Consider the following 23636-nt stretch of genomic DNA (forward strand, 5'->3'; position numbering starts at 1 on the left):
CGGCCGCGAGCTGACCAAGAGCGAGCGCCCTGAACTGGGTGCGGCCAAGGTCATCGTCTCGGGCGGCCGGGGCGTGGGCAGCGGGGAGAACTACCACACGCTGCTCGAGCCGCTGGCGGACAAGCTGGGCGCGGCACTGGGCGCGAGCCGTGCGGCGGTCGATGCGGGCTTCGTGCCCAACGATTACCAGGTGGGCCAGACGGGCAAGATCGTCGCGCCGCAGCTGTACATCGCGGTGGGCATCTCGGGGGCGATCCAGCACCTGGCGGGGATGAAGGACTCGAAGGTGATCGTGGCGATCAACAAGGACCCGGAGGCGCCGATCTTCCAGGTGGCCGATTACGGCCTGGTGGGCGATCTGTTCGAGGTCGTGCCGGAACTGACCGCGGTCATCTGAGCTTGGTCGGCAGCGGGCGGCATTCGCATCTCATGCTCGCCATTTCCGGTGGGGCGCGCGTAGCAGAGCGCCGGCCATCCGAGGGTGTGAACACGATGGATAGCGGCTACAGCGCCGCGATCCGCGCCCGCAGCCATACCCCGATGTCGTCGATTTCCTGCGCGCAGACCGCATGCGGCATCGCATAGCTGCGCCATTCGGGCCGCAGGCCCAGGCCTTGCAGCAGTTCGAGCGCCTGCCTGCCCATTACGGGCGGCACGACCTCGTCTTCCGTGCCGTGCGCGACGAACAGCGGAATGCCGCGGTTGGCCGCGGAAAGCTCGCGCATGATCAGACCGGCGGCGGGGATGTAGGTCGATAGCGCGATCACGCCCGCCAGCGGCTCGGGGTGGGTCAGCGCGCTCAGGTAGGCGACCGCGCCGCCCTGCGAGAAGCCGGCGAGGAAGATGCGCTGGCTCGGGATGCCGCGCTCCACTTCGCGTGCGATCAAGGCGCGGACGACGTCGCGCGAGGCGAGCAGGCCGGCTTCGTCGATCTCGCGGCTGTCCGGCGCCAGCGAGATGATGTCGTACCAGGCGCGCATGACGTAGCCGCCGTTGCAACTCACCGGCTGGTAGGGCGCATGCGGGAAGATGAAGCGCACGGCGGGCGCGGGCGCCAGCGCAAGCTCGGGGACGATGGGTTCGAAGTCGTGGCCGTCGGCGCCCAGGCCGTGCAGCCAGATCACGGCCACGCCCGGTTCGGGCGCGGTTTCGAGTTCGAGAAAACTGATTTCGGGCATGCAGGCTCCGGTGTGGCGTTCGCACGGCAAAAGCCCACACCGCGCCGGTGCGCGGTGTGGGCGATCACGGCGAAGCTTATCTCAGATCGAAACGGTCGGCATTCATGACCTTGGTCCAGGCTGCGACGAAATCCTTCACGAACTTCTCGCGGTTGTCGTCCTGCGCATAGACTTCGGCATAGGCGCGCAGGACGGAGTTGGAACCGAACACCAGGTCCACCCGAGTCGCCGTCCACCTGAGCGCGCCGCTCTTGCGCTCGCGGATTTCGTACAGGTTCCCGCCCACCGGCTTCCAGGTGTAGGCCATGTCGGTCAGATTGACGAAAAAGTCGTTCGTCAGCACGCCGACGCGATCGGTGAAGACGCCGTGCCTGCTGCCGCCATGATTGGCACCCAGTACGCGCATGCCGCCGACCAGCACGGTCATTTCAGGCGCAGTCAGCCCCATCAGCTGCGTGCGGTCGAGCAGGAGCTCTTCGGCGCCGACGACGTAATCCGCCTTCAGCCAGTTGCGGTAGCCGTCATGCAGGGGTTCGAGCACCTCGAAGGATTCGACGTCCGTCATCTCCTGCGTGGCATCGCCGCGGCCAGGCGCAAAGGGGATCGCGATGTCGAAACCCGCCGCCTTCGCCGCCTGCTCGACACCGACGTTGCCGGCCAGCACGATGACGTCCGCCACGCTCGCGCCGGTTTCCGCCGCAATGCCTTCGAGCACCGCGAGCACCCTCGCCAGGCGCGCAGGCTCGTTGCCCTCCCAATCCTTCTGCGGAGCGAGGCGGATGCGGGCGCCATTGGCGCCGCCGCGCTTGTCCGAACCGCGGAAAGTACGGGCGCTGTCCCAGGCGGTGGCGACCATGTCGCTCACGCTCAGGCCGCTGGCGGCGATCTTCGCCTTCACCGCGGCAAGGTCGTAGCCGCGCGGGCCGGCGGGAACCGGGTCCTGCCAGATCAGATCCTCGGCCGGTACGTCGGGGCCGAGGTAGCGCGTCTTCGGCCCCATGTCGCGGTGCGTGAGCTTGAACCAGGTGCGCGCGAACACTTCCGCGAAGTAGGCCGGATCCTTGTGGAAGCGCTCCGCGATCCTGCGGTACTCCGGATCCATCTTCATCGCCATGTCGGCGTCGGTCATGATCGGGTTGTGGCGGACCGACGGGTCCTCGATGTCGACCGGCTTGTCCTCTTCCAGGATGGCGACCGGCTCCCATTGCCAGGCGCCGGCCGGGCTCTTCTTCAGTTCCCAGTCGTGGTTGAGCAGCATGTCGAAGTAGCCGTTGTCCCATTGGGTCGGATGGGTGGTCCAGGCGCCCTCGAGGCCGCTGGTGACGGCCTCGCGGCCCACGCCGCGGCCGACCTTGTTGATCCAGCCCAGGCCCTGGTCCTCGACGTCGGCGGCCTCGGGCGCCGGCCCCAGATCGGCCGCGTTGCCATTGCCGTGGCATTTGCCGATCGTATGGCCGCCCGCAGTCAGGGCGACGGTTTCCTCGTCGTTCATGGCCATGCGCGCAAAGGTCACCCGCACGTCCTGCGCGGTCTTGAGCGGGTCGGGCTTGCCATCCACGCCTTCCGGGTTCACATAGATCAGGCCCATCATCACCGCGGCAAGCGGATTGTCCAGATCGCGCTCGCCGGAGTAGCGGCTGTCGGGGTTGTCGGTGGGGGCGAGCCATTCCTTCTCCGAACCCCAGTAGATGTCCTTTTCCGGATGCCAGACGTCCTCGCGGCCAAAGGCGAAGCCGTAGGTCTTCAAACCCATCGACTCATAGGCGATGGTGCCGGCAAGAGCGACCAGATCCGCCCAGCTGAGCTTGTTGCCGTATTTTTTCTTGATCGGCCACAGCAGCCGGCGTGCCTTGTCCAGGCTCGCATTGTCCGGCCACGAATTCAGCGGCGCGAAGCGCTGGCTTCCGGTACCGGCGCCACCCCGGCCGTCGGCGATGCGATAGGTGCCCGCGGCGTGCCAGGACAGGCGGATCATCAGGCCGCCGTAATGCCCCCAGTCGGCCGGCCACCATTCCTGGCTGTCGGTCATCAGGGCGGTGAGATCCCGCTTGAGCGCGGCAAAGTCGAGCTTCTTCAGTTCTTCGCGGTAGTCGAAGCCCGGCCCCATCGGGTTGGTCTTGCTGTCGTGCTGGTGGAGAATGTCGAGGTTCAACGCATTCGGCCACCAGTCCATGTTGGAACGGCCCGCGGCCGTCATGCCGCCGTGCATCACCGGGCATTTGCCGCCGGCCTTCATTTCATGTGCGCCCATGTCTGCCTCCTGTATTCGCCAAGCAAGCCGAAAATCGCGGACATCGGCGAGTCTCGCCCGTCCGCGCGCCATCGACGCTTTCAGCCTAGCAAAGACTGCCCGGGGTTTAAGCAATCCATCTCATTGATGCAGGCTATGCGGGATAGTGCGCAGCGAATACCACAAGCTGCCGATTGTCCCGCCAGACCCGGGAAGGCCCCGGTTCGCAAGGGTGGAACACCCCATGAACGAACGGCAAACACGCTTGCTGCAGTGCAAACGATGCCAGAATTCCACTTTGCGCCCATGAACCCCCATCATGATCGTCCGACCCCGCCCGCACTGGCTCCGCTTGCTGTTCGTCCGCCGCGGCTCGCTGATGCCCCTCATTTTCTGGCAGCTGCTGTTCGTCTTCCTGCTGTCCTGCACGGTGCTGGTGGCGCACGGCCGGCTCTTCGACTGGAAGGTCACGCTGACGGCCGCGCCGTTCTCGCTGATGGGAGTGGCGCTGGCCATCTTTCTCGGCTTCCGCATCAACGCCAGCTACGATCGCTACTGGGAAGCCCGCACGATGTGGGGCAGCGTGCTGATCGTGTCCCGCAACCTGGCGCGCCAGGCGCTGACACTGACCGCACGCGGCGGCGCAGGGCCTGACGCGACGCGGCCCTTCATTCTCGGGCTGATCGGCTTCGCCGCGGCGATGCGCAACCAGTTGCGCCATCGGCCCTGCGACGCCGGCCTCGCCGGCCTGCTGCCGGACGCACTCGTCGCCCGCCTCGCGGGCACGCGCTCGGCCCCCGCGCTGATCCTGCTGTGGCTGGCCGAGTGGCTGCGGGAACGGCGCGAGAACGACGCCCTGCCCCCCATTCTCGCCCAGCACATGGAAGCGGGACTGGACGAATTGTCCACCGCGCTGGGCAGTTGCGAGCGCATCGCCAATACGCCGCTGCCCTTCACCTATTCGGTGATCCTGCACCGCAGTTCCTACTGCTACTGCATGCTGCTGCCCTTCGGCCTGGTGGACTCGATCGGCCTGATGATGCCGCTGGTGGTGGTCTTCGTCGCCTACACCTTCTTCGCCCTCGAAGCGCTCAGCGACGAAATCGAGGAGCCCTTCGGCACCATGCCCAACGACCTCGCGCTCGATGCCATCGTTGCCGGCATCGACGCCAGCCTGCGCGAACTGCTGGGCGAGACGCCGCCGCCGGCGCCGCAGCCCGACAAGAACTTCGTGCTGCGTTGAAACCGGCCGGCACGAAGGCCGGGCGCAAGGGAAACTCAGGCTTTCTTGCCGCGCTTGCCCTTCGCCACCTTGGGCAGGGCAGCGATGACCCGGATCACTTCGCTCAGGTCCCGCGCCGCCAGCAAGGCCAGGCCGGCGCGCAGCACTTCGGATTTGCTCGCCTTGCATCCCGCCTTGGCCAGCGCGGCACGCAGCGCCTTGATGCGCTTGTGTTCACCTGCGGGCATCGAGAAGGAGTCGCGTTCGACCTTTTCCGGCCTGGCCGGCTTTTCCTTGCCGGCGCTGACCTTCCCGTCCGCGATGGCCGCCGTTCGGGCCGGTCGCTTCCTGTCGGGCCTGGCGCGCGGCGGCACTGCCTCGGCCGAGCGCTTCGCCTCGAGTCCGGGTTCCGGCCTCGGTTCCGGTTTTGGCGCCGCAGCAGGCCTTGCGCCCTTGCGTGCGGCCGCCGGCTTCCCGGCCGCGGTACTCCCGGACTGCGCCGCCTTTGCGCGGACGGCCGGCGGCACCGCCACCGCCGGCAGGCGTTCGGACAGCGCGCTGTCTTCCTGCTTCAAGGTTTCACGCAGCTTCGACAAGGTGCTTCTGGACGTCGACATCGCTCATCCTTCGATCAGTTTGAGAACGGCCGCAACCAATTGCTCGACTTCTTCCTGGGCCGCGGCGGCGGCGCGCCCGAGCCCGAACACCGAGGTGCCTCGCACGGCACTGAGCGCATATGCACTGCGCTGCGACAGGGCGGCATCGAGCACCGGCAGCTCGAAATCCTGCAGTACGTCGAGTACGTCCCCCGCCAGCGAAGTGCGCATGACGCGGTTGGGCAGCAGCGCGCCACGCAGGGCAGGGCGCTTGCGCTGGCGATCGAGGATCAGGCGCTCGATGCCGCGCGTCGCCCACAGATCGGTCGGGCTGGGCACCACCGGCACCAGGGCGAGATCGCACAGCTCCAGCGCGCTCATCGCATGGGGATGTTCGATGGACGGCGGGCAGTCCATCACCACCACATCGACGCCGTTGGCGACCGGCTTCAGGGTCTTGGCCATGTCCTTCGCCTTGCCCTGCAGACGCACCAGTTGGGCCGGGAAAGGCGCATCGGGCGGTGCCGATTCGGCCCAGCGCGATGCGCTTTCCTGCGGATCGAGATCGGCCAGCGCGACGCGGTAGCCGGCCAGCGCCAAGCCCGCAGCCAGCTGCATCGCCACCGTGGTCTTGCCCGACCCGCCTTTCTGCGAAATCAGGGCAATCAGCGTGGGAGCACTCATGTGAGATCCGGAAAGAAAAGTTGATACGGCAGGATGCTATCGCAAGCACCGCCGGGGGTGTGTTACACATCCGGACACGTCACCGGCACCGAACCATGAACCATCCATCCTTGCTGCACCGACTCGAGGCGCTGATCCGCAACGAATGGCAGCAGCTCACTGCCCTCACCCCCAGCAAGCGCCGCTGGCAGATGCCCTTCGCCGCGGCGCTGGCGACCGGCCTGCCGCTGGTGGTGGGGGCCTACTTCGGCCATCTGGAATACGGCCTGATCTCCTCGCTCGGCGGCCTGGTGTTCCTGTACCAGCCCAACACGCCGCTGTCGCACCGCATGACCTGGCTGATGGCCTGTGCCTTCGGCATGTCGGCGAGCTACACGCTGGGAGCGATCGTCCATTTCCTGCCATTGGCGAAGGCGGTGATGCTGGGCTTCATCACCGTGCTGGTGTCGATGGTGGCGCGCTTCTACCGCGTCGGGCCGCCGGGCAGCCTGTTCTTCGTCATGGTTGCGGCGATCGCTGCCTACTCGCCCGGCACCGTCGAGGAAATTCCGCTCAGGGTCGGCCTGCTGACCATGGGCACGCTGCTGGCGAGCCTGATCGCCTTCTGCTACAGCCTGCACATCCTGCGCCTTGAAGCGCCCGAAGCGATCGCACCCCTGCCGCCGGCGGACTTCGATTTCATCGTGCTGGACTCCATCGTGATCGGCGCCTGCGTCTGCCTGTCGCTCGCCATCGCCCAGGCGCTGCAGCTCGACCGTCCCTACTGGGTGCCGATCAGCTGCGTGGCGGTGATCCAGGGCGTGTCGCTGCGCGCGGTGTGGAACCGGCAGCTGCACCGCGTACTGGGCACCGCCATCGGCATGCTGCTGGCCTGGGGCATCATCTCGCTGCCGCTTTCGCCATGGAGCATCGCGCCGATCGTCATCGCGCTCACCTTCATCATCGAAAGCACCGTGGTGCGGCACTACGGCCTCGCCGTCATCTTCATCACGCCACTGACGATCGTACTCGCCGAAGCCCCCACGCTGGGGCAGCTGCCTGCCGTGGAACTGCTCCAGAGCCGCTTCATCGACACCGTGCTCGGCTGCCTGATCGGGCTGGCGGGCGGCCTCTGCCTGCACAACGTGCGCTTCCGCGCCATCGTCGGCCGCCAGTTGCGCAGGCTCACGCCCGCGCGGCTGCGTGACTGAAACGCCGGCCCTGAACGACTTGCCGCCGGCACGGTCGGAACCGACTGCACCGCGCCGAGCGCGTACTTTCCCAGTCCTTGAAACCTCCGCAGTCCACACCCACATGTCCCGAACCCGCTTGCCGTCCCTCGCCCGCTCTTCCTTCGTCCTCTCCTCCTCCATGCTGCTGCTGGCCCTCGCCGGCTGTGGCGGCCCGGTGGAGGACACCTTGCCCGGGCAGCCGATCAAGCATCGCCAGGAGGCCTTCAAGGCCATGCTGCGCAGCTTCGAGCCGATGGGCAAGATGCTGCGCGACGACCGCTACCAGGCCGATGAATTCGCCCGCCTGGCCGCCGAGCTCGTCACCGTGCGCGAAGGTCCGTGGCCGTACTTCACGCCCGACACGCTCCAGCCACCCACCAAGGCCAAGGCCGCGGTGTGGGAACGCCCACAGGATTTCGAGCACGAACGGCAGGCCTTCTACGACGCCACCGACGCACTCGCCCAGGCCGCGCAAACGCATGACAGGAGCCGCGCCCAGGCAGCCTATGACAAGGTTCATGCAAGCTGTAAATCCTGCCATCGCGACTTCAGGAAGTAGGCCGCCGGCATCGGAACGGCGCCGGATCGATTGCAAGGATTGAATACGCCCATGCGACTACGGCGCCGATTTGAAGGAAAATAGCAGCTTGGCCGAGCGCGGCACGCCGCGCCGGCGCTGGATTTCATCTTCAGGAAACGAGCATGCTGCAAAAGAACTCCGCCTTCGCCGGCGTCCCGGGCCCTGTCGTCGTGATCGTCATGGACGGCTACGGCATTCCCAAGCACACCGTCGGCAGCGCCATCGAGGCTGCCCGCAAGCCGACGCTGGACCGCCTGTTCGCCCGCTATCCGAACATCACGCTGCGTGCCCACGGCACCGCGGTCGGCATGCCCTCGGACGACGACATGGGCAACTCCGAAGTCGGCCACAACGCCATCGGCGCCGGCCAGGTCTACGCGCAGGGCGCGGCGCTGGTCGCCAACGCCATCGCGGAAGGCACGATCTGGCAAGGCCAGGCCTGGCAGGAGGTCGTCGCCGCCGCCAAGACCGGCGCGCTGCACTTCATCGGCCTGTTCTCGGACGGCAACGTGCATAGCCACATCGACCACCTGAAGGCGATGGTGGTGCAGGCCAAGGCCGAAGGCGTGAAGACGGTGCGCATCCATGCGCTGCTCGACGGCCGCGACGTGCCCGAGACCAGTGCGCTGGACTACGTCGTGCCTTTCGAAGCCTTCCTGGGCGAGATCAGCACCGACGGCTTCGATGCCCGCATCGCCTCGGGCGGCGGCCGCCAGTACATCACGATGGACCGCTACGACGCCAACTGGCCGATGGTGGCGCGCGGCTGGCGCACCCACGTGCTGGGCGAAGGCCCGCAGTTCGCCAATGCCACGGCGGCCGTCGAAGGCCTGCGCGCAAGCCATCCCGGCACCATCGACCAGGACCTGCCGGAATTCGTCATTGCCGAGTTCGACGAAAACGGCAATGGCAAGCCGATCGGCACCATCGAGGACGGCGACGCGGTGGTGCTCTACAACTTCCGCGGCGACCGTGCGATCGAGATCACCCGGGCCTTCGTCGAGGACGATTTCAGCGAGTTCGACCGCGTGCGCCATCCGCGCGTCACTTACGCCGGCATGCTGCAGTACGACGGCGACCTGCAGCTGCCCAGCCGCTTCCTGGTGCCGCCGCCGGCGATCCGCGACACTTCGGGCGAATGGTTCAGCAAGACCGGGCTGGCGCAGTTCGCCTGCTCCGAGACGCAGAAGTTCGGCCACGTCACCTATTTCTGGAACGGCAACCGCTCGAGCAGGTTCGACGGCGAAACCTGGCAGGAAGTCCCCAGCGACGTCGTCCCCTTCGAGCAGCGCCCGTGGATGAAGGCGGCCGAGATCACCGATGCGATGATCGCCGCGCTGCAGTCCGGCCAGTACAAGGTGCTGCGCTGCAACTACGCCAACGGCGACATGGTCGGCCACACCGGCAACTTCCGCGCCGCGACGATGGCGATCGAAGCGGTCGACCTGGCGCTCGGCCGCCTGCTGAAGGCAGTGGACAAGGCCGGCGGCGTCGCCCTCGTCACCGCCGACCATGGCAACGCCGACGAAATGTTCGAACTCGACAAGAAGACCAGGGAGCCGGCAGTCAACAAGGACGGCTCCTACAAGGCCAAGACCGCCCACACGCTGAACCCGGTGCCGCTGATCCTGTACGACAACGTCAGCGGCGGCAGACTGGGGCTGAAGCAGAGCGAAACCGCCGGCCTGTCCAACATCGCCGCGACGGTGGCGAACCTGCTCGGCCTGCAGAAGCACGACAAATGGGACGACAGCCTGCTGGAGGTGAAATGACCATGACACTGCGCGCCCTCCTTGCCAGCCTCGCGCTGCTGCTTTCCGCCTGCGGCCTGCCGCCGCCGGTGATCGAACAGGACGACGGCATTTCCAGCCAGAGCGGGCAGTTCCACTTCGCCCTGCCCAGCGGTGACTACCGCTGCGGCGAGGGCCAACAGGTCGGGCTGCAGCGCGAGATGCAGGGCAAGGTCAACCACCGCCTGCAGCTGGACTGGAGGGGGCGCCGCTATCAGCTCGAGCGCGACTTTTCCGAATCGGGCCTGCCGCGCTTCGAGGACGTGGCCAGCGGCCTGGTCTGGATCGACCTGCCGTGGAAGGGGCTGCTGCTCGACGGGCGCACTCACGCACCGCTCGCCAACGACTGCACGGCAGCCTGATCCGTATGGGCGGCGGCGAAACCCCGCCGCCTAACGGCGGAAGAAGCGGCTGAACCAGCCGGTATCCTTGCGCTCGCGCTTCTCGGCGATGATGCCGAGCATGTTGGTCCTGACCGCCGCGACGTAATCGGCATCGTCGCGCTTGATGTGGTTGACCAGCCAGGTGGACAGCAGCTTGTACAGTTCCGCGCCGATGTCCTCGCCGAGGCGATGCCGCTCGACGTACTCGTTGACCCGCCGCACGAACAGCTCATGCACCCGCTTGTGCGGCTTGCAGAAGGCATAGCCGGCTTCTTCCTGCAGGCTTTCCTCAAAGGCGAAGTGCGACACCGTGTAGTCGACCAGATCATCGAGCGTGCGCCCGACCTCGGCCCTGTTGCCGGAAGCATTGGCGATTTCGAGTGCGTTGATGTAATCGGCGATGCGGCGATGATGCTGGTCGATCACGTCGATGCCGGTATCGAGATCGGAACTCCAGATGAAGGGCACGCTGAGCTTCCTCCGTGATGCCATGACAACCCATTCTGGGCAATGAGGACGGCAGTATACACGTGAGCTTATCGATCCGGGATGACCGGCCGGCAAGCCGGCATGCACGGCAGCAGCCGTAAACGTCGAGACGCCGGTGCCCCCTTGCGGAAGCACCGGCGTCGATTCCGGGCCTGGAGGGCAACGCCCCAGGGCCGTCGGGATCAGGCGTTCGCCGTCTCCAGGATGCTGTTGAAGGTGGCGCTCGGTCGCATCACCGCACCGCACTTGGCCGGATCGACCTTGTAGTAGCCGCCGATGTCGGCCGGCTTGCCCTGCACCTCGGTGAGCTCGGCGATGATCTTCTGCTCGTTCTCCGCCAGGGCCTTGGCGATCGGCGCGAAATGCTGCGCCAGCTCGGCGTCCTCGGTCTGCTCGGCCAGGGCCTGGGCCCAGAACGTGGCGAGGTAGTACTGGCTGCCGCGGTTGTCGAGCTGGCCGGTCTTGGGCGACGGCGACTTGTTCTCGTCGAGCAGCTTGCCGGTGGCCAGATCGAGCGTCTTGGCGAGAATCTTCGCCCTGGCGTTGCCGGTCTTGATGCCGAGGTCTTCCATCGATACCGCCAGCGCCAGGAACTCGCCCAGCGAGTCCCAGCGCAGGTGGTTTTCCTGCGTCAGTTGCTGAACGTGCTTGGGCGCGGAGCCGCCGGCGCCGGTCTCGTACATGCCGCCGCCGTTCATTAGCGGCACGATCGACAGCATCTTGGCACTGGTGCCCAGTTCCATGATCGGGAACAGGTCGGTCAGGTAGTCGCGCAGGATGTTGCCGGTCACCGAGATGGTGTCGAGGCCGCGGATCACCCGCTCCAGCGTGTAGCGCATGGCGCGGACCTGCGACATGATCTGGATGTCCAGACCCTCGGTGTCGTAGTCCTTCAGGTAGGTCTTCACCTTCTTGATCAGCTCGTTCTCGTGCGGGCGATAGGGATCGAGCCAGAAGATCGCCGGCATGCCCGAATTGCGCGCGCGGGTCACGGCCAGCTTCACCCAGTCGCGGATCGGCGCGTCCTTGACCTGGCACATGCGCCAGATGTCGCCTTCTTCCACGTTCTGGGTCAGCAGCACTTCACCGGTGGCGAGGTCGGTGATGTTGGCGACACCGGCTTCGGTGATCTCGAAGGTCTTGTCGTGCGAACCGTATTCCTCGGCCTTCTGCGCCATCAGGCCGACGTTCGGCACCGTGCCCATCGTGCGCGGGTCGAAGTTGCCGTGCCATTTGCAGAAGTTGATCATCTCCTGGTAGATGCGGGCAAAGGTCGATTCCGGCATCACGCACTTGCTGTCGTACTGCTTGCCGTCGGAACCCCACATCTTGCCGCCCTGGCGGATCATCGCCGGCATCGAGGCGTCGACGATGATGTCGTTGGGCGAATGGAAGTTGGTGATGCCCTTGGCCGAGTCGACCATCGCCAGCGCCGGGCGGTGCTCCTGGCAGGCGTGCAGGTCGCGGATGATCTCGTCGTGCTTGGATTCGGGCAGGGTCTTGATCTTCTCGTACAGATCGACCATGCCGTTGTTGACGTTGATGCCCAGCTCCTCGAACAGCTTGCCGTGCTTCTCGAACGCATCCTTGTAATAGATCTTGACGCAGTGGCCGAACACGATCGGGTGCGAGACCTTCATCATCGTCGCCTTCACGTGCAGCGAGAACAGGATGCCGGCTTCGCGGCAATCGTCCAGCTCGCGCTCGTAGAACTCGCACAGCGCCTTCTTGCTCATGAACATCGAGTCGATGATCTCGCCGTCCAGCAGCGAAACCTTGGGCTTGAGCACGATGGTCTTGCCGGACTTGGTGATCAGCTCCATCTTGACGTCGCGCGCCTTGTCCAGCGTCATCGACTTCTCGCCATGGTAGAAATCGCCATGGTGCATGTGGGAGACGTGGGACTGCGACCACTGCTTCCATTCACCCATCGAGTGCGGGTTCTTCTTGGCGTAGTTCTTGACCGCGGCCGGCGCGCGGCGGTCGGAGTTGCCCTCGCGCAGCACCGGGTTGACCGCCGAGCCCAGGCACTTGCCGTAGCGCGTGCGGATGGCCTTTTCCTCGTCGGTCTTGGGATCTTCGGGATAATCGGGAACCGCGTAGCCCTTGGCCTGCAGTTCCTTGATGCATGCCTTCAGCTGCGCCACCGAAGCGCTGACGTTGGGCAGCTTGATGATGTTGGTGTCAGGCAGCAGGGTCAGGCGGCCGAGCTCGGCCAGCGTATCCGGCACGCGCTGCTCTTCGGTCAGGAATTCCGGGAACTCCGCCAGCACGCGGCCCGACACCGAGATGTCGGCCTCTTCGATGTCGATGCCTGCAGGGCCGGTGAAAGTACGGATGATCGGCAGGAACGCGGACGTGGCCAGCAGCGGCGCTTCGTCGGTGAGCGTGTAGATGATCTTGGATTTCCCCTCAGCCATTCTTTTCCCCTATGGTTCTAGTCTCTCGCCGCCAAGCCGATGGCGGCACCCGGTCGCCTTGCGCGACGCATGGGCATGCTTGCGCATGTCGGCAGGAAAATACCACGCAACGCCGCCCCCGGGGACCGTAAACATCAAAAGCGCCCCTAATTCTCGCCGGGGGCGGCTCCGCCCCCGGCGGGGTGTCCGGCCCTCATCCCTGCATGCAGGGCTCGGCGGCTTCGCGCGCGGCGGCGTCGCGCCGCTCCACCGCCTTCAGCACCAGCAGCAGCACGCAGCCCTGCGCCATCATGGCGGCGGCGAAATAAAGCCCGCCGGCATAGCTGCCGAAGCTCTCCCCCAGCCAGCCGGTCACCGCCGGGCCGACGATCTGCGCCACGCCGTAGGAAATCGTCATCTTGCCCATCATCTTCGCCGGCCGCGTCGGGTAGTAGCGTCCCGCCATCGTCAGCACCAGGCTGACCAGGCCGACGAAAGTGCCACCGAACAGCAACGCCCCCGCCACCGTGCCGGCCACGCCTCCCAGCGCCACCGGCAGCAGGATGCCGACGATCTGCAGCAGCGCCGCCAGGATCAGGGCATTGAGTTCGCCAGTACGGCGGGCGATCAGATCCCACACGATGCAGGTCGGCGCCGCCGCCAGGCCGATGGCGAAGAAAGTCCAGTTGCCCTTGCCTTCGAGCCCGGGCAGATCATTGACGATGGCGACGATGAAGGTGGCGCTGACGACGTAGCCGATCCCGGCGCAGAAATACGAGACCATGAACAGGCGCAGGAACAGCGGGCTCGGCGGATTGTCGTGCATCGGCGCACCGCTTCTGGTCAAGGAACTGGTATCCGGCGCCGGCAGCCAGCCCAGCGCAGGCACCAGCAGCAGGCAGCCGATGGCGGTGAACACGAACCACTGTTCACGCCAGTCCAGCACGCTGCTCATCAGCGCCACGGCCATCGAGCACGCGGCGATGCCGACACCGATGCCGCCGAAATGGATGCCCAGTTCGCTGCGGTGGCCGTGGCGGATCAGCCAGTTCAGGATCAGGCCGGTCCCCAGCAGCATCGCCCCCGAAGTCGCCAGTCCAGCCAGATAGCGCGACACCGCCCAGACCACCAGGCTGTCCGACAACCCCATCATCGCCGTGGTCAGCACCGCCAGCACCATGCCAACGCGATACAGCCGGTCCTTCAGCACCAGATCGCTGATCGACGCCGCGATCAGTGCCCCGGTGAGGTAGCCGGCATAGTTGATCGCCGCCAGCCAGCCTCCTTCGGCCAGGCCCAGCCCGGCCTGGGCCTGCATCACCGGCAGCAGCGGGGTATAGGCGAAGCGCGCCACCCCCATCGCCAGGATCAGGCTGAAGATGCCCGCACCCAGTACTTTCATCCGCTGGATCTGATAATCCATGTTCTTGTGTCCTGTCTCCTGCTGGAGCCGGAAAGATAGTCGGCGTAAGATATCCCTTCAAGCGATTATTTCAGAATAGACCGTTCTGTTTCAGAGATACGCCAATGGAACTCCTCGCCCTGCGCACCTTCGAGGCCGTCGTCGACGAAGGCGGCATCCTCGCCGCCTCACGCAAGCTCAACACCGTGCAATCCAACGTCACCAACCGCATCCGCCGGCTCGAGGAAGAACTCGGCACCAAACTGTTCTTCCGCTCCGGCCGGGGCGTGGAACTCGCCCCGGCCGGCCGCGTGCTGCTCGACTACGCCCGCCGCATGCTGAGCCTCGAACGCCAGACCGTGGCCGCAGTGCGGCAGGCGGGCGAGGACGCCGGAGAGCTGCGCATCGGCGCCATGGAGACCTTCACCGCGCTCTATCTGCCGGCCGTACTGCGCGACCTGCGCCACGCCCACAACACGCTGGAATTGCACATCAGGACGGACACCAGCGCCGTGCTGATCGACAAGGTGCTGTCCCGCAAACTGGACTGCGCCTTCATTGCCGGCCCGCTGCGGCATCCGGCGCTGCAGTTCGACGAGTTGACCAGGGAGGAGCTGGTCCAGGTCTTCGCCCCCGACACCGACCCGGCGCGCTGCCCGCTGATCCTGTTCCGCGAGGGCTGCGCCTACCGCGCACGCGCGCTCGCGCTGCAGCGCACGCTCGGCCACATGCACAATGAGGCAATGGAGTTCGGCACGCTCGAAGGCATCCTCGGCTGCGTCTCGGTCGGCCTCGGCTGGACGCTGATGCCGCGCCGCATCGTGCAGCAGTCGTCCCACGCCGAGCGCCTGGCGCTTCGTGAAGTGCCGACCGACATCGGCATGGTGCCGACCGGCATGGTCTATCGGAAAGCCGACATGCCGCCGCGGCTGCGCGACACGCTGGCGCAGGCCGTCGCCCGCATCGCCGGCGGCACCGCGCTGCCGGATCGCCCGGCACACGGCTAAAAACTGCAGTTCCCGCGCCGGACACTCGCGACATCGCGGCCCGGCAAGGCCTGCGGCAAGCCCTCGCCCGTCTCACGGATGCCGAGAACAGCCGGTATCAGCTCGATACCTCGCGCAAGCAGCTGGAACGGGCCCCCTGGCTGGATGAAGCCGCCACCCTGGCCCGCGCCATGTGCAGTTTCCTGAGGCTGTCGATCAGACGCTGGTGCCTGTCGAGCCCTTCCAGCGCCATGCTCGTCGGCGTCAAGCCGAAGAAGCGCACGCTGCCGTCCACCGACCCCATCGCCGCATCCATCCGCGGATTGCCGAACATGCGGCGGAAGTTGGCCTCGTAATCGTCCAGTTCCAGGCTGTCATCCAGCACGACTTCCAGCACCACATCCAGGGCCTGGTAGAACAATCCGCGTTCGAGCGTGTTCTCGTTGTACTGCAGGAAAGCCTTCACCCGTTCGTGCGCCGCTTCGAGTTGGTGCAAGGCGAGATTGATCAGCAGCTTCAACTCCAGAATCGTCAACTGACCCCAGGCCGTGTTTTCGTCGAACTCGATACCGATCAGCGTGATGATGTCGGTGTAATCATCGAGCTCGCTGTCCTCCAGGCGTTCAAGCAGCGCCTCCAGGCTGGCATCGTCGAGGCGATGCAGGTTCAGGATATCGGTGCGGAACGACAGTGCCTTGTTGGTGTTGTCCCAGATCAGGTCTTCCACCGGATAGACTTCCGAATAACCCGGCACCAGGATGCGGCAGGCCGTTGCGCCGAGTTGGTCGTACACCGCCATGTACACTTCCTTGCCCATGCCCTCGAGAATGCCGAACAAGGCTGCGGCTTCGTCGGCATTGGAGTTTTCACCCTGACCGGAAAAATCCCACTCGACGAAATCGAAACCGGCCTTGGCACTGAAGAAGCGCCACGACACCACGCCGCTGGAATCGATGAAATGTTCGACGTAGTTGTTCGGCTCGGTCACGGCCTTGCTTTCGAAGGTCGGCCGCGGCAGATCGTTCAGGCCTTCGAAACTGCGCCCCTGCAGCAGCTCGGTGAGACTGCGCTCCAGCGCCACCTCCAGGCTCGGATGCGCCCCGAACGACGCATACACGCCGCCAGTGCGCGGGTTCATCAGGGTGACGCACATGACGGGAAACGCCCCGCCCAGCGACGCATCCTTCACCAGCACGGGAAAACCCTGTTTTTCCAGCGCATCGATGCCGGCCAGAATGCCGGGGTACTTCGCCAGCACTTCGTGCGGCACGTCGGGCAGTGCGATTTCACCTTCCAGGATTTCGCGTTTCACCGCCCGCTCGAAGATTTCCGACAGGCATTGCACCTGCGCTTCGGCCAGCGTATTGCCGGCGCTCATGCCATTGCTGAGAAACAGATTGTCGATCAGGTTGGAGGGAAAATACACCACCTCGCCGTCCGACTGGCGCACGTAGGGCAGCGAACAGATGCCACGCTGCACATTGCCTGAATTGGTGTCGTACAGATGCGAGCCGCGCAGCTCGCCATCGGCGTCGTAGATCCGCAGGCAGTATTCATCGAGTATTTCAGCCGGCAGCGCATCTCCAGGGCCGGGCTTGAACCAGCGCTCGTCCGGGTAATGCACGAACGCCGCGCCGGCAATGTCCTGTCCCCAGAACTGGTCGTTGTAGAAATGATTGCAATTCATCCGCTCGATGAATTCGCCCAGCGCCGACGCCAGGGCGCTCTCCTTGGTCGCGCCCTTGCCGTTGGTGAAGCACATCGGCGAGTGCGCGTCGCGGATGTGCAGCGACCAGACGTTGGGCACCAGGTTGCGCCATGACGCGATTTCGATCTTGATGCCCAGGTCCGCCAGAACCCCCGACATGTTGGCGATGGTCTGCTCCAGCGGCAGATCCTTTCCCGTGATGTAGGTGCTTGCCCCGGCATCCGGATTCAGCGTCAGCAAGGCCTGCGCATCGGCATCCAGATTCTCCACTTCCTCGATCACGAACTCGGGCCCGGTCTGCACCACCTTCTTCACCGTGCAGCGCTCGATGGAACGCAAGATGCCTTGCCGGTCCGCCGCGGAAATATCCGCCGGCAATTCGACCTGGATCTTGAAAATCTGCTTGTAGCGGTTTTCGGGATCGACGATGTTGTTCTGCGACAGGCGGATGTTATCGGTGGGGATGCTGCGCGTTTCGCAGTACAGCTTCACGAAGTAAGCCGCGCACAACGCCGATGACGCCAGAAAATAGTCGAACGGACCGGGCGCCGAGCCGTCGCCCTTGTAGCGGATGGGCTGATCGGCCACCACCGTGAAGTCATCGAACTTGGCCTCGAGGCGAAGCTTGTCGAGGAAATTGACCTTGATTTCCATACGGGAATCCTGAAACAGCGCGGCAGACACCGGACTGAAATGCAATACCTTTATCCAGAAAAGGTATATGCGTGGAAAGAATCTACGAGCAATCGAATATGGACGAGCGTAACACGATCCATTGCCAACGCTGGCCACCCGGCAGACACTCGCTGCCTTGCGCGCGGCACAACCTGCGTTGCCACCCGCCATGCGTTGTCCCGGCCCCGATCACCGCCCCCTCGGGCAGGGCATCCGCAGGAGAGCCGGTGGATCGCGGTAGACGCGGACCCGACACGGAATTCGTTCGGCCAGGACGGCCAAGCCTATGCGCGCTTCCAGCCGGAGTACCCCCCGACTAGGAGCCTTTCTCGCTACCGTGGCGCCGAGCCGGCAACTGGCCGTCGACAAAAGAAGAAAGCCGCTCCGCCACCCGAGGGGCAGCCTCGCGGGCGCGCTGCTTGGCGGCGACGAAATCACCGCGCGGGATGTACAGCAGGTCGCCGAGCTTGAGCATCAGATGGTTCTCGTAGTGACTCAGGCAGCCGTCGGCGTAGGCCACCCGCCACAGGTATTCGACGATGCGGGCCTTCTCCGCCGCGCTGTAGCCCTTGTTGAGCTGCGACGTGAAGCCGTACAGATCGGGCGCATCGCGCGAGGCGGCGTGGGCCAGTTCGTACAAGCGCTCCAGTTCGTCGGCATGGAGATCGAACTGGGTGCGCAGCGATGCCAGAATGGCTTCGCGCTCGGCCTCGCCGGCTTCGTCATCGGCACGCATGACCTCCACCAGCAATACGGCGGTCGCCAGTTGCAGGCGATGTTCGGCATCACCCGGCTGGCCGGCGGGCACGGGTTCGGCAAGAAAGCCAAAGAGTTCCTTGAGGGTACGGAGCATGATGAGCGGAGCTGTACGGCAAAGCACGAGTATCGGATGATCGGCGCCGGGGCGGAAAAGTTCCGCCCCGGATGATGGATTCCACCCCTGGCTCCCCTTCGCGGACCGGCTAAAAATCGTATTTCAGCGTTACTGTGGCATTACGCGGTGTGCCATACCATCCACGCATGCCGATCGCCGTATAGTAATGCTCATCAAACAAATTGTTCAGGTTCAAAGCGACAGTCAGATCAGGCGTCAAGTTGTACTGCGCCATCAGATCCACGATGGTGTAGTTTCCCTGTCTGAAAGTTTCGCCATTGGGACCTGAGTCCCTGTAATACTCCGAACCCTGCCAGCGAATACTGCCACCCACTTTCATGCCGCCAAGCGAAGGAACACGGTAACTGGTAAACAGTTTGAACGTATCACGCGGAACCTCCGTGAGCATGCGTTCATCGTCAGAGTCCTTGATTTCGGAATAGGTATAGCTTGCTGCAAGCTGCCAGTCGGGCAACACTTCACCTGCCACTTCGACTTCAAAGCCGCGTGTTCTGGTACCGGACTCTGCCCGATACGCCCGCGTACCATCCGGTGCGTATTGATCACCATCCAACACAGCCAGATTATCCTGGTGAACCTCGAAGACGCTGAAGGCAGCAGTCAAGCGCTGGTCCCAGAACTCACTTTTAATCCCGAGTTCGTAGTTCTCACCTTCTTCAGGATCCAGATAACTGCCATTCACATCCATCCTGTCTTGAGGATTGAATATCGTGGTATAGCTGGCATAAGCGGACCAATTGTCGGCAAGGTCATACACCAACCCGAGATATGGTGTGATCACGCCATTCTCTTCACGACTGTTGCGGGTCACTTTACCCGATGCGAAACTGCGCGACGTCTTGTCACGCTGCCAATCGATGACACGAGCCCCGGTAATCAACGAAACGACATCCGATACATTCCATCTGGCAGACGCGAAAACCGCCGTTTGTCTTTCATCAAACGCGGATTCGCTGGATTTGGCATGAATCGCGCCCGGAACAGGCAATGAGCCGTCCCATGTGAAGATATTTTCAATGGACTGTATCGTCCACAGCGGATAGCCATTACTGCGGTAATAGGCCTTGTAATGGCTTGCGCCCAGATACAGATCATGTTCTCTGCCGGACACATTGATCTTTCCCGAGGCCGACAAATCAAATGAGCTTTGCCTTGGTTCCCCGGCCCATCGCCCGGTCCAGGTGGAAATTCCGCTGCCATCCGGGTTGACGGTACCGCTGGCTGCCGTGGCGAACGCGTCATCATAGGAACGGCGGCTATGCTCGGCATTGAATTTCAGCAGCCAGCCGTCATCGAAAGCATGCTCCAGACTGCCGAACACGGTGCTGACATCACGCTTGTGGTAGCTCCAGTCAGCCGCAGAATTGAACGAGCGTGAAGGCTTGAAATGACTGCCATCCGCGTTGAACAACGGAAAACCATGGTTGCCTGCCGCCTCGTTGTCCATATCCTGGTACTCAGCCCCCAGGGTCAGCATGGTCTGAGCGGTAATGTCCCATTCAATGATGCCGTAGGCCACTTTCCTTTCCATCGTCTGACGGTCTATGTGGCTCTGACCGTCCTGCCAGGCGGCGACAAAACGGCCGCGCACATGGCCGCTTTCCGACAGACTGCCGGACACATCCAGCTCGGAGCGATAGTTATCCCATGAGCCTGCTTTCAAGGTAAACGAACGCTGCGTTTCACGGGTCGGCTTTTTACGGATCATATTGATCGTCGCACCTGGGTCGCCCATGCCGGACATCAGACCTGTCGCACCGCGTACTACCTCGACCCGGTCATAGGTCACCATGTCTGCCAAATCATCGCCAAAACCATAATCTCTGGAGCGATTCGTTCCGTCGACTTGGATGCTGTTCCTTACATTGAAACCGCGAACATAAATCTGGTTGCTGTCGCTGCCCGCGGGTCCCATCGAGTTGATGACGATACCTGCCGTTTGTTCCAGCACTTCAGTAACATCGTTCAGATTCTGATCTTCGATCTGCTGACGCGTCACGACACTGACGGATTGAGGGGTTTCGCGCAGGCTCATGTTCAACCCGGCAGCTGTCGTGCTTGGACCAGGGGCATAGCTGCCGCTACCTTCGGTTGTTCCGTCACGAGCGGCCGAGGCAGACACCGTAACCGGCGCAAGCCGTGCCTCGCCCATATTCGCTGCCGGCAGTCTGCGCAGCCTGTAGCCGCCATTCTCTCCCCGTACCGCTTCCAGGCCGCTGCCGGCGAGCAGCTTGCTCAGGCCGGCCTCCGCACCATAGCTACCGTTGAGGCCGGCAGAGCGCCGGCCGTCGGTGAGCGCGGCATCGAAGGTCAGCGTGATGCCGGCCTGGGCAGCGAAACGGTAGAGGGTCATGCTCAGCGGGCCGGCGGGCAGAGCGTAATGCTGCGTAGCGCTGACTGTCGTGGCGGTCCCTGCTGCGCTGGCCGGATCGGCTGGTAGACATGCGAAGCAAGCCAGACCAAGCAAGGCGATGCGCAGATGCGTGGCCAGGGGCCGCAGCCGGGGCGTTTCAGCGGAAAATGGAAGGGCGGAAAACGACGGGGTATGCACGGTGGCTCCTTGCGACAATCAGAAGGTGTTCTCCTGACTTGTCGAACGACACGGCAAAAGGGGCCAGATTTCTTCCGATGCCGCTTTCCGGCCGCACTTCAGCCTGCTTCCCTGGGGTGCACATTCACCCAGTAGCGCGTATGGCGGTGCACGGCGATGGGAAGGTTCTCCTGAAGGACGGCAAGGATGCGGTCGGTATCGTCGAGTTGGAATACGCCGGAGATGCGCAGATCGGCCACTTCCGGCGCGCAGCGCAGGATGCCGGGGCGGTAGCGGGAGAGTTCGGCGAGAAAGTCTTCCAGGCGCTGCTTGTCGGCAACCAGGCTGCCCTGGTGCCAGCCGTCGCTGCCGGCCGGTGCAGCCAGGATCGGGCCGATGTCCCGGGCCGAGAATCGGGCGCTCCGGCCGGCGTCCAGCCTCAGCACGGCATCGCCGGAGACAGGGCGGATTTCCACTGCGCGTTCGAGCACGGTGATGCGGGTATGGCGACTGTCTTGCCGATGGACGATGAAGCGGGTGCCGAGCGCGCGGATGCTGCCGTGTTCGGTCTGCACCAGAAAGGGACGAGGCGGCTGGATGGTGTCCGGCACAGTCTGGACGAGAATCTCGCCGGCTTGCAGTACGATGCGGCGCTGCATGGCGTCGAAACGAACGTCTGCCGCGCTGGCGGTGTTGAGGTGGAGATGGCTGCCGTCGGCCAGTTGCAGTTCGCGGCGCTCGCCGGTGGCCGTGCGATGGTCCGCGGCGAGTTCGCCGCCCCACCGGCGCCAGCCCAGCCAGCCGGCAGCAGGCGCGGCCAGCAGCACGGCGATGGTTTTGGCGGCTCGCCGGCGCTGGGCCTGGCGACTGCGGCCGAGCGCCTCCATGCCGATGCCGGCGGGGATGGCACCAAGGGTGCCGGCCAGGGTTTCGGCAGCCTGCCAGGCCCGTTCGTGTTCGGGGTGCTGGACGCGCCAGGCATTCAGCGCCTTGCGTCCAGCAGCGTCGAGCTCTCCGGCGTGCAGACGCACCAGCCAGACGGCGGCCTGGTCCGCGACCTCATCGACGGAATACGGGGCTGCGCTCATTGCCGGCTCACATCAGCGCCCGCAGGCATTGGGCGAAAGCGGTGTGCATGTGGCGCTTGACCGTGCGCAGCGAGAGGCCGAGGCGATCGCCGATGTCGGCGTAGGCAAGGCCCTCGATCTGCGACAGCAGGAACACCCGCCGGGTTTTGTCGGGCAAGGCATCGAGCAGGGTGTCGATGCGAAGGAGCGCCTCGATGACGAGCAGGCGTTCCTCCGGCGAAGGCGCCAGCGGCTCGGGCTGCATGGCGAGGGCCTCGAGATAGGCGTGTTCCAGCGTGCGGCGGCGGATCTGGTCGACCATCAGGCCGTGGGCGACCGTGCGCAGATAGGCGCGCGGCACGCGGAAGGCCTCCTGTTCGCGAACGCTCAGCAAGCGCAGGAAAGTGTCCTGGGCAAGATCAGCAGCCTGCTGCGAGCAACCGGTCTTGCGCCGCAGCCAGGCGCACAGCCAGCCGTGGTGTTCCTGGTAGAGCGTGGAAATCGATTCGGGGGTCGCCGCGCTGCTCACGCAAATCTCCGGGGAAAGCACCGCCGGCCACTGCGGGCAAGACTGCGTGCGCCTGTTATTGAGAATCGTTCATATTTTTGTGGATTTGATACGTAGCGTCAAATCGGCATTGCGCACGACGCCAAAAAGAAACCGCCCCGCCACCTGTCAGCGGTGGCGGGGCGGCTCGGAGCAAAACTGAAGCCGGCGCGTCCGGCAGCTCAGCGCCCGACCATCTCGCGCAGGCGGGCGATGCGCTCCTGGGTCGACGGGTGGGTCGAGAACAGGCCGCGCAGGCCGCCGCCGGACAGCGGGTTCATGATCATCATCTGCGCCGTCTCCGGGTGCTGCTCGGCAGTGTGCATCGGGATGCCGCGGGCGTAGGCGTCGATCTTGGCCAGCGCGCTGGCGAGCGCCTCGGGGTCGCCGGAGATCTCGGCGCCGCCGCGGTCGGCACCGAACTCGCGCGTGCGGCTGATCGCCATCTGGATGATCATGCCGGCCATCGGCGCGAGGATCATCATCGCGATCGACACGATCGGATTGGGGCGGCTCTCGCCGTCGCGGCCGCCGAAGAACATGCCGAAGTTGGCCAGCATCGAGATCGCGCCGGCGACCGTCGCCGAGATCGTCGAGATCAGGATGTCGCGGTTCTTGACGTGGGCCAGCTCGTGCGCCATCACGCCGCGCAGTTCGCGCTCGGACAGCATGCGCATGATGCCGGTGGTGGCGGCCACCGCGGCGTTCTCCGGGTTGCGGCCGGTGGCGAAGGCGTTGGGCTGGTCCTCGTCGATGATGTAGACCTTGGGCATCGGCAACTGGGCCCGTTGCGCCAGTTCGCTGACCATGTTGTACAGGTAGGGCGAAGTGCTGGCATCGACCTGGCGTGCCTTGTACATCTTCAGCACGGCCTTGTCGGAGAACCAGTAGGCCCAGAAATTCATCGCGCCGCCGAGCACCAGCGCCATCATCATGCCTTCACGGCCGCCGATGGCCGCGCCCATCGCGCCGAACAGGGCGACGATGCCGGCCATCAGGATGGAAGTCTTGATCCAGTTTCCAAGCATTGTGGGTTCCTTCGTAAAGATTCGCTTCGATGCGGT

20 protein-coding genes are annotated in these 23636 nt (G+C 64.7%); 7 read left to right on the forward strand and 13 right to left on the reverse strand.

Annotated elements, in window-relative coordinates; all coding sequences use genetic code 11:
• On the forward strand, positions 1–397 hold a 397-nt coding region (locus tag TBU01S_RS05460), incomplete at its 5' end, for an FAD-binding protein (RefSeq protein ID WP_217999571.1).
• Between the two features lie 106 nt (positions 398–503).
• Here TBU01S_RS05460 and TBU01S_RS05465 read toward each other — a convergent pair.
• Both TBU01S_RS05465 and katG read right to left on the reverse strand, forming a co-directional pair.
• Entirely contained in the window at positions 504–1178 is a 675-nt protein-coding gene (locus tag TBU01S_RS05465; RefSeq protein WP_068635633.1) for an alpha/beta hydrolase, read from the reverse strand.
• A 76-nt stretch (positions 1179–1254) separates the two neighbouring features.
• On the reverse strand, positions 1255–3429 hold the full coding sequence (gene katG, locus TBU01S_RS05470) for a catalase/peroxidase HPI (RefSeq protein ID WP_068635634.1): 2175 nt from the start codon (positions 3427–3429) through the stop codon (positions 1255–1257).
• Positions 3430–3727: 298 nt separating this feature from the next.
• On the opposite strand from katG, the gene TBU01S_RS05475 reads away from it, so the two are divergent.
• Positions 3728–4651, forward strand: coding sequence for a bestrophin family protein (locus tag TBU01S_RS05475; RefSeq protein WP_068635635.1), 924 nt, complete (start codon positions 3728–3730; stop codon positions 4649–4651).
• 35 nt (positions 4652–4686) lie between these two features.
• Here TBU01S_RS05475 and TBU01S_RS05480 read toward each other — a convergent pair whose 3' ends face one another.
• Together TBU01S_RS05480 and parA are read right to left on the reverse strand one after the other, a co-directional pair.
• On the reverse strand, positions 4687–5247 hold the full coding sequence (locus TBU01S_RS05480; protein ID WP_068635636.1) for a hypothetical protein: 561 nt from the start codon (positions 5245–5247) through the stop codon (positions 4687–4689).
• 3 nt (positions 5248–5250) lie between these two features.
• Positions 5251–5910 carry a ParA family partition ATPase gene (parA, locus tag TBU01S_RS05485; protein WP_068635637.1) on the reverse strand — a complete coding sequence of 220 codons (660 nt, stop codon included), beginning with the start codon at positions 5908–5910 and terminating at the stop codon, positions 5251–5253.
• Positions 5911–6005: 95 nt separating this feature from the next.
• On the opposite strand from parA, the gene TBU01S_RS05490 reads away from it, so the two are divergent.
• From TBU01S_RS05490 to TBU01S_RS05505, 4 genes are all read left to right on the forward strand, one after another.
• Positions 6006–7100 carry an FUSC family protein gene (locus TBU01S_RS05490; RefSeq protein ID WP_068635638.1) on the forward strand — a complete coding sequence of 365 codons (1095 nt, stop codon included), beginning with the start codon at positions 6006–6008 and terminating at the stop codon, positions 7098–7100.
• A 103-nt stretch (positions 7101–7203) separates the two neighbouring features.
• On the forward strand, positions 7204–7680 hold the full coding sequence (locus TBU01S_RS05495; RefSeq protein WP_068635639.1) for a c-type cytochrome: 477 nt from the start codon (positions 7204–7206) through the stop codon (positions 7678–7680).
• A 143-nt stretch (positions 7681–7823) separates the two neighbouring features.
• Positions 7824–9473, forward strand: a complete 1650-nt coding sequence (gpmI, locus tag TBU01S_RS05500) for a 2,3-bisphosphoglycerate-independent phosphoglycerate mutase (RefSeq protein WP_068635640.1) — start codon at positions 7824–7826, stop codon at positions 9471–9473.
• The gene (locus tag TBU01S_RS05505; RefSeq protein ID WP_418647653.1) at positions 9470–9853 is read left to right on the forward strand and encodes a hypothetical protein; all 384 of its coding nucleotides are present in this window, start codon (positions 9470–9472) and stop codon (positions 9851–9853) included. The genes gpmI and TBU01S_RS05505 overlap by 4 nt, the downstream gene beginning before the upstream one ends.
• Before the next feature lie 30 nt (positions 9854–9883).
• On the opposite strand, the gene TBU01S_RS05510 is transcribed toward TBU01S_RS05505, so the two are convergent.
• The 3 genes from TBU01S_RS05510 to TBU01S_RS05520 all read right to left on the reverse strand — a co-directional run bounded on the left by TBU01S_RS05510 (position 9884) and on the right by TBU01S_RS05520 (position 14185).
• Entirely contained in the window at positions 9884–10342 is a 459-nt protein-coding gene (locus TBU01S_RS05510) for a bacteriohemerythrin (protein WP_217999572.1), read from the reverse strand.
• A gap of 203 nt (positions 10343–10545) precedes the next feature.
• Positions 10546–12783, reverse strand: coding sequence for an NADP-dependent isocitrate dehydrogenase (locus tag TBU01S_RS05515; protein ID WP_068635642.1), 2238 nt, complete (start codon positions 12781–12783; stop codon positions 10546–10548).
• A gap of 193 nt (positions 12784–12976) precedes the next feature.
• On the reverse strand, positions 12977–14185 hold the full coding sequence (locus TBU01S_RS05520; RefSeq protein WP_068635643.1) for a YbfB/YjiJ family MFS transporter: 1209 nt from the start codon (positions 14183–14185) through the stop codon (positions 12977–12979).
• Positions 14186–14289: 104 nt separating this feature from the next.
• Between TBU01S_RS05520 and TBU01S_RS05525 the strand changes: the two genes are divergently transcribed.
• Positions 14290–15171, forward strand: coding sequence for a LysR family transcriptional regulator (locus TBU01S_RS05525; protein WP_068635644.1), 882 nt, complete (start codon positions 14290–14292; stop codon positions 15169–15171).
• Between the two features lie 97 nt (positions 15172–15268).
• On the opposite strand, the gene TBU01S_RS05530 is transcribed toward TBU01S_RS05525, so the two are convergent.
• The 6 genes from TBU01S_RS05530 to htpX form a co-directional block, all read right to left on the reverse strand.
• Positions 15269–17512, reverse strand: coding sequence for an OsmC domain/YcaO domain-containing protein (locus TBU01S_RS05530; RefSeq protein WP_068635645.1), 2244 nt, complete (start codon positions 17510–17512; stop codon positions 15269–15271).
• 337 nt (positions 17513–17849) lie between these two features.
• Positions 17850–18386 carry a tellurite resistance TerB family protein gene (locus tag TBU01S_RS05535; RefSeq protein WP_083953477.1) on the reverse strand — a complete coding sequence of 179 codons (537 nt, stop codon included), beginning with the start codon at positions 18384–18386 and terminating at the stop codon, positions 17850–17852.
• A 109-nt stretch (positions 18387–18495) separates the two neighbouring features.
• Positions 18496–20979, reverse strand: a complete 2484-nt coding sequence (locus tag TBU01S_RS05540) for a TonB-dependent siderophore receptor (protein WP_068635646.1) — start codon at positions 20977–20979, stop codon at positions 18496–18498.
• Between the two features lie 98 nt (positions 20980–21077).
• Positions 21078–22046, reverse strand: a complete 969-nt coding sequence (locus tag TBU01S_RS05545) for a FecR domain-containing protein (protein ID WP_068635647.1) — start codon at positions 22044–22046, stop codon at positions 21078–21080.
• 7 nt (positions 22047–22053) lie between these two features.
• A complete protein-coding gene (locus TBU01S_RS05550; protein ID WP_068635648.1) occupies positions 22054–22554 on the reverse strand; it encodes a sigma-70 family RNA polymerase sigma factor in 501 nt (166 codons plus the stop codon).
• Between the two features lie 200 nt (positions 22555–22754).
• Positions 22755–23600: a zinc metalloprotease HtpX gene (gene htpX / locus TBU01S_RS05555; protein ID WP_068635649.1), complete on the reverse strand. Its 846-nt coding sequence runs from the start codon at positions 23598–23600 to the stop codon at positions 22755–22757.
• Between the last annotated feature and the right edge of the window lie 36 nt (positions 23601–23636).

Source organism: Thauera butanivorans NBRC 103042 (genome assembly GCF_001591165.1).
Taxonomy (GTDB): domain Bacteria; phylum Pseudomonadota; class Gammaproteobacteria; order Burkholderiales; family Rhodocyclaceae; genus Thauera; species Thauera butanivorans.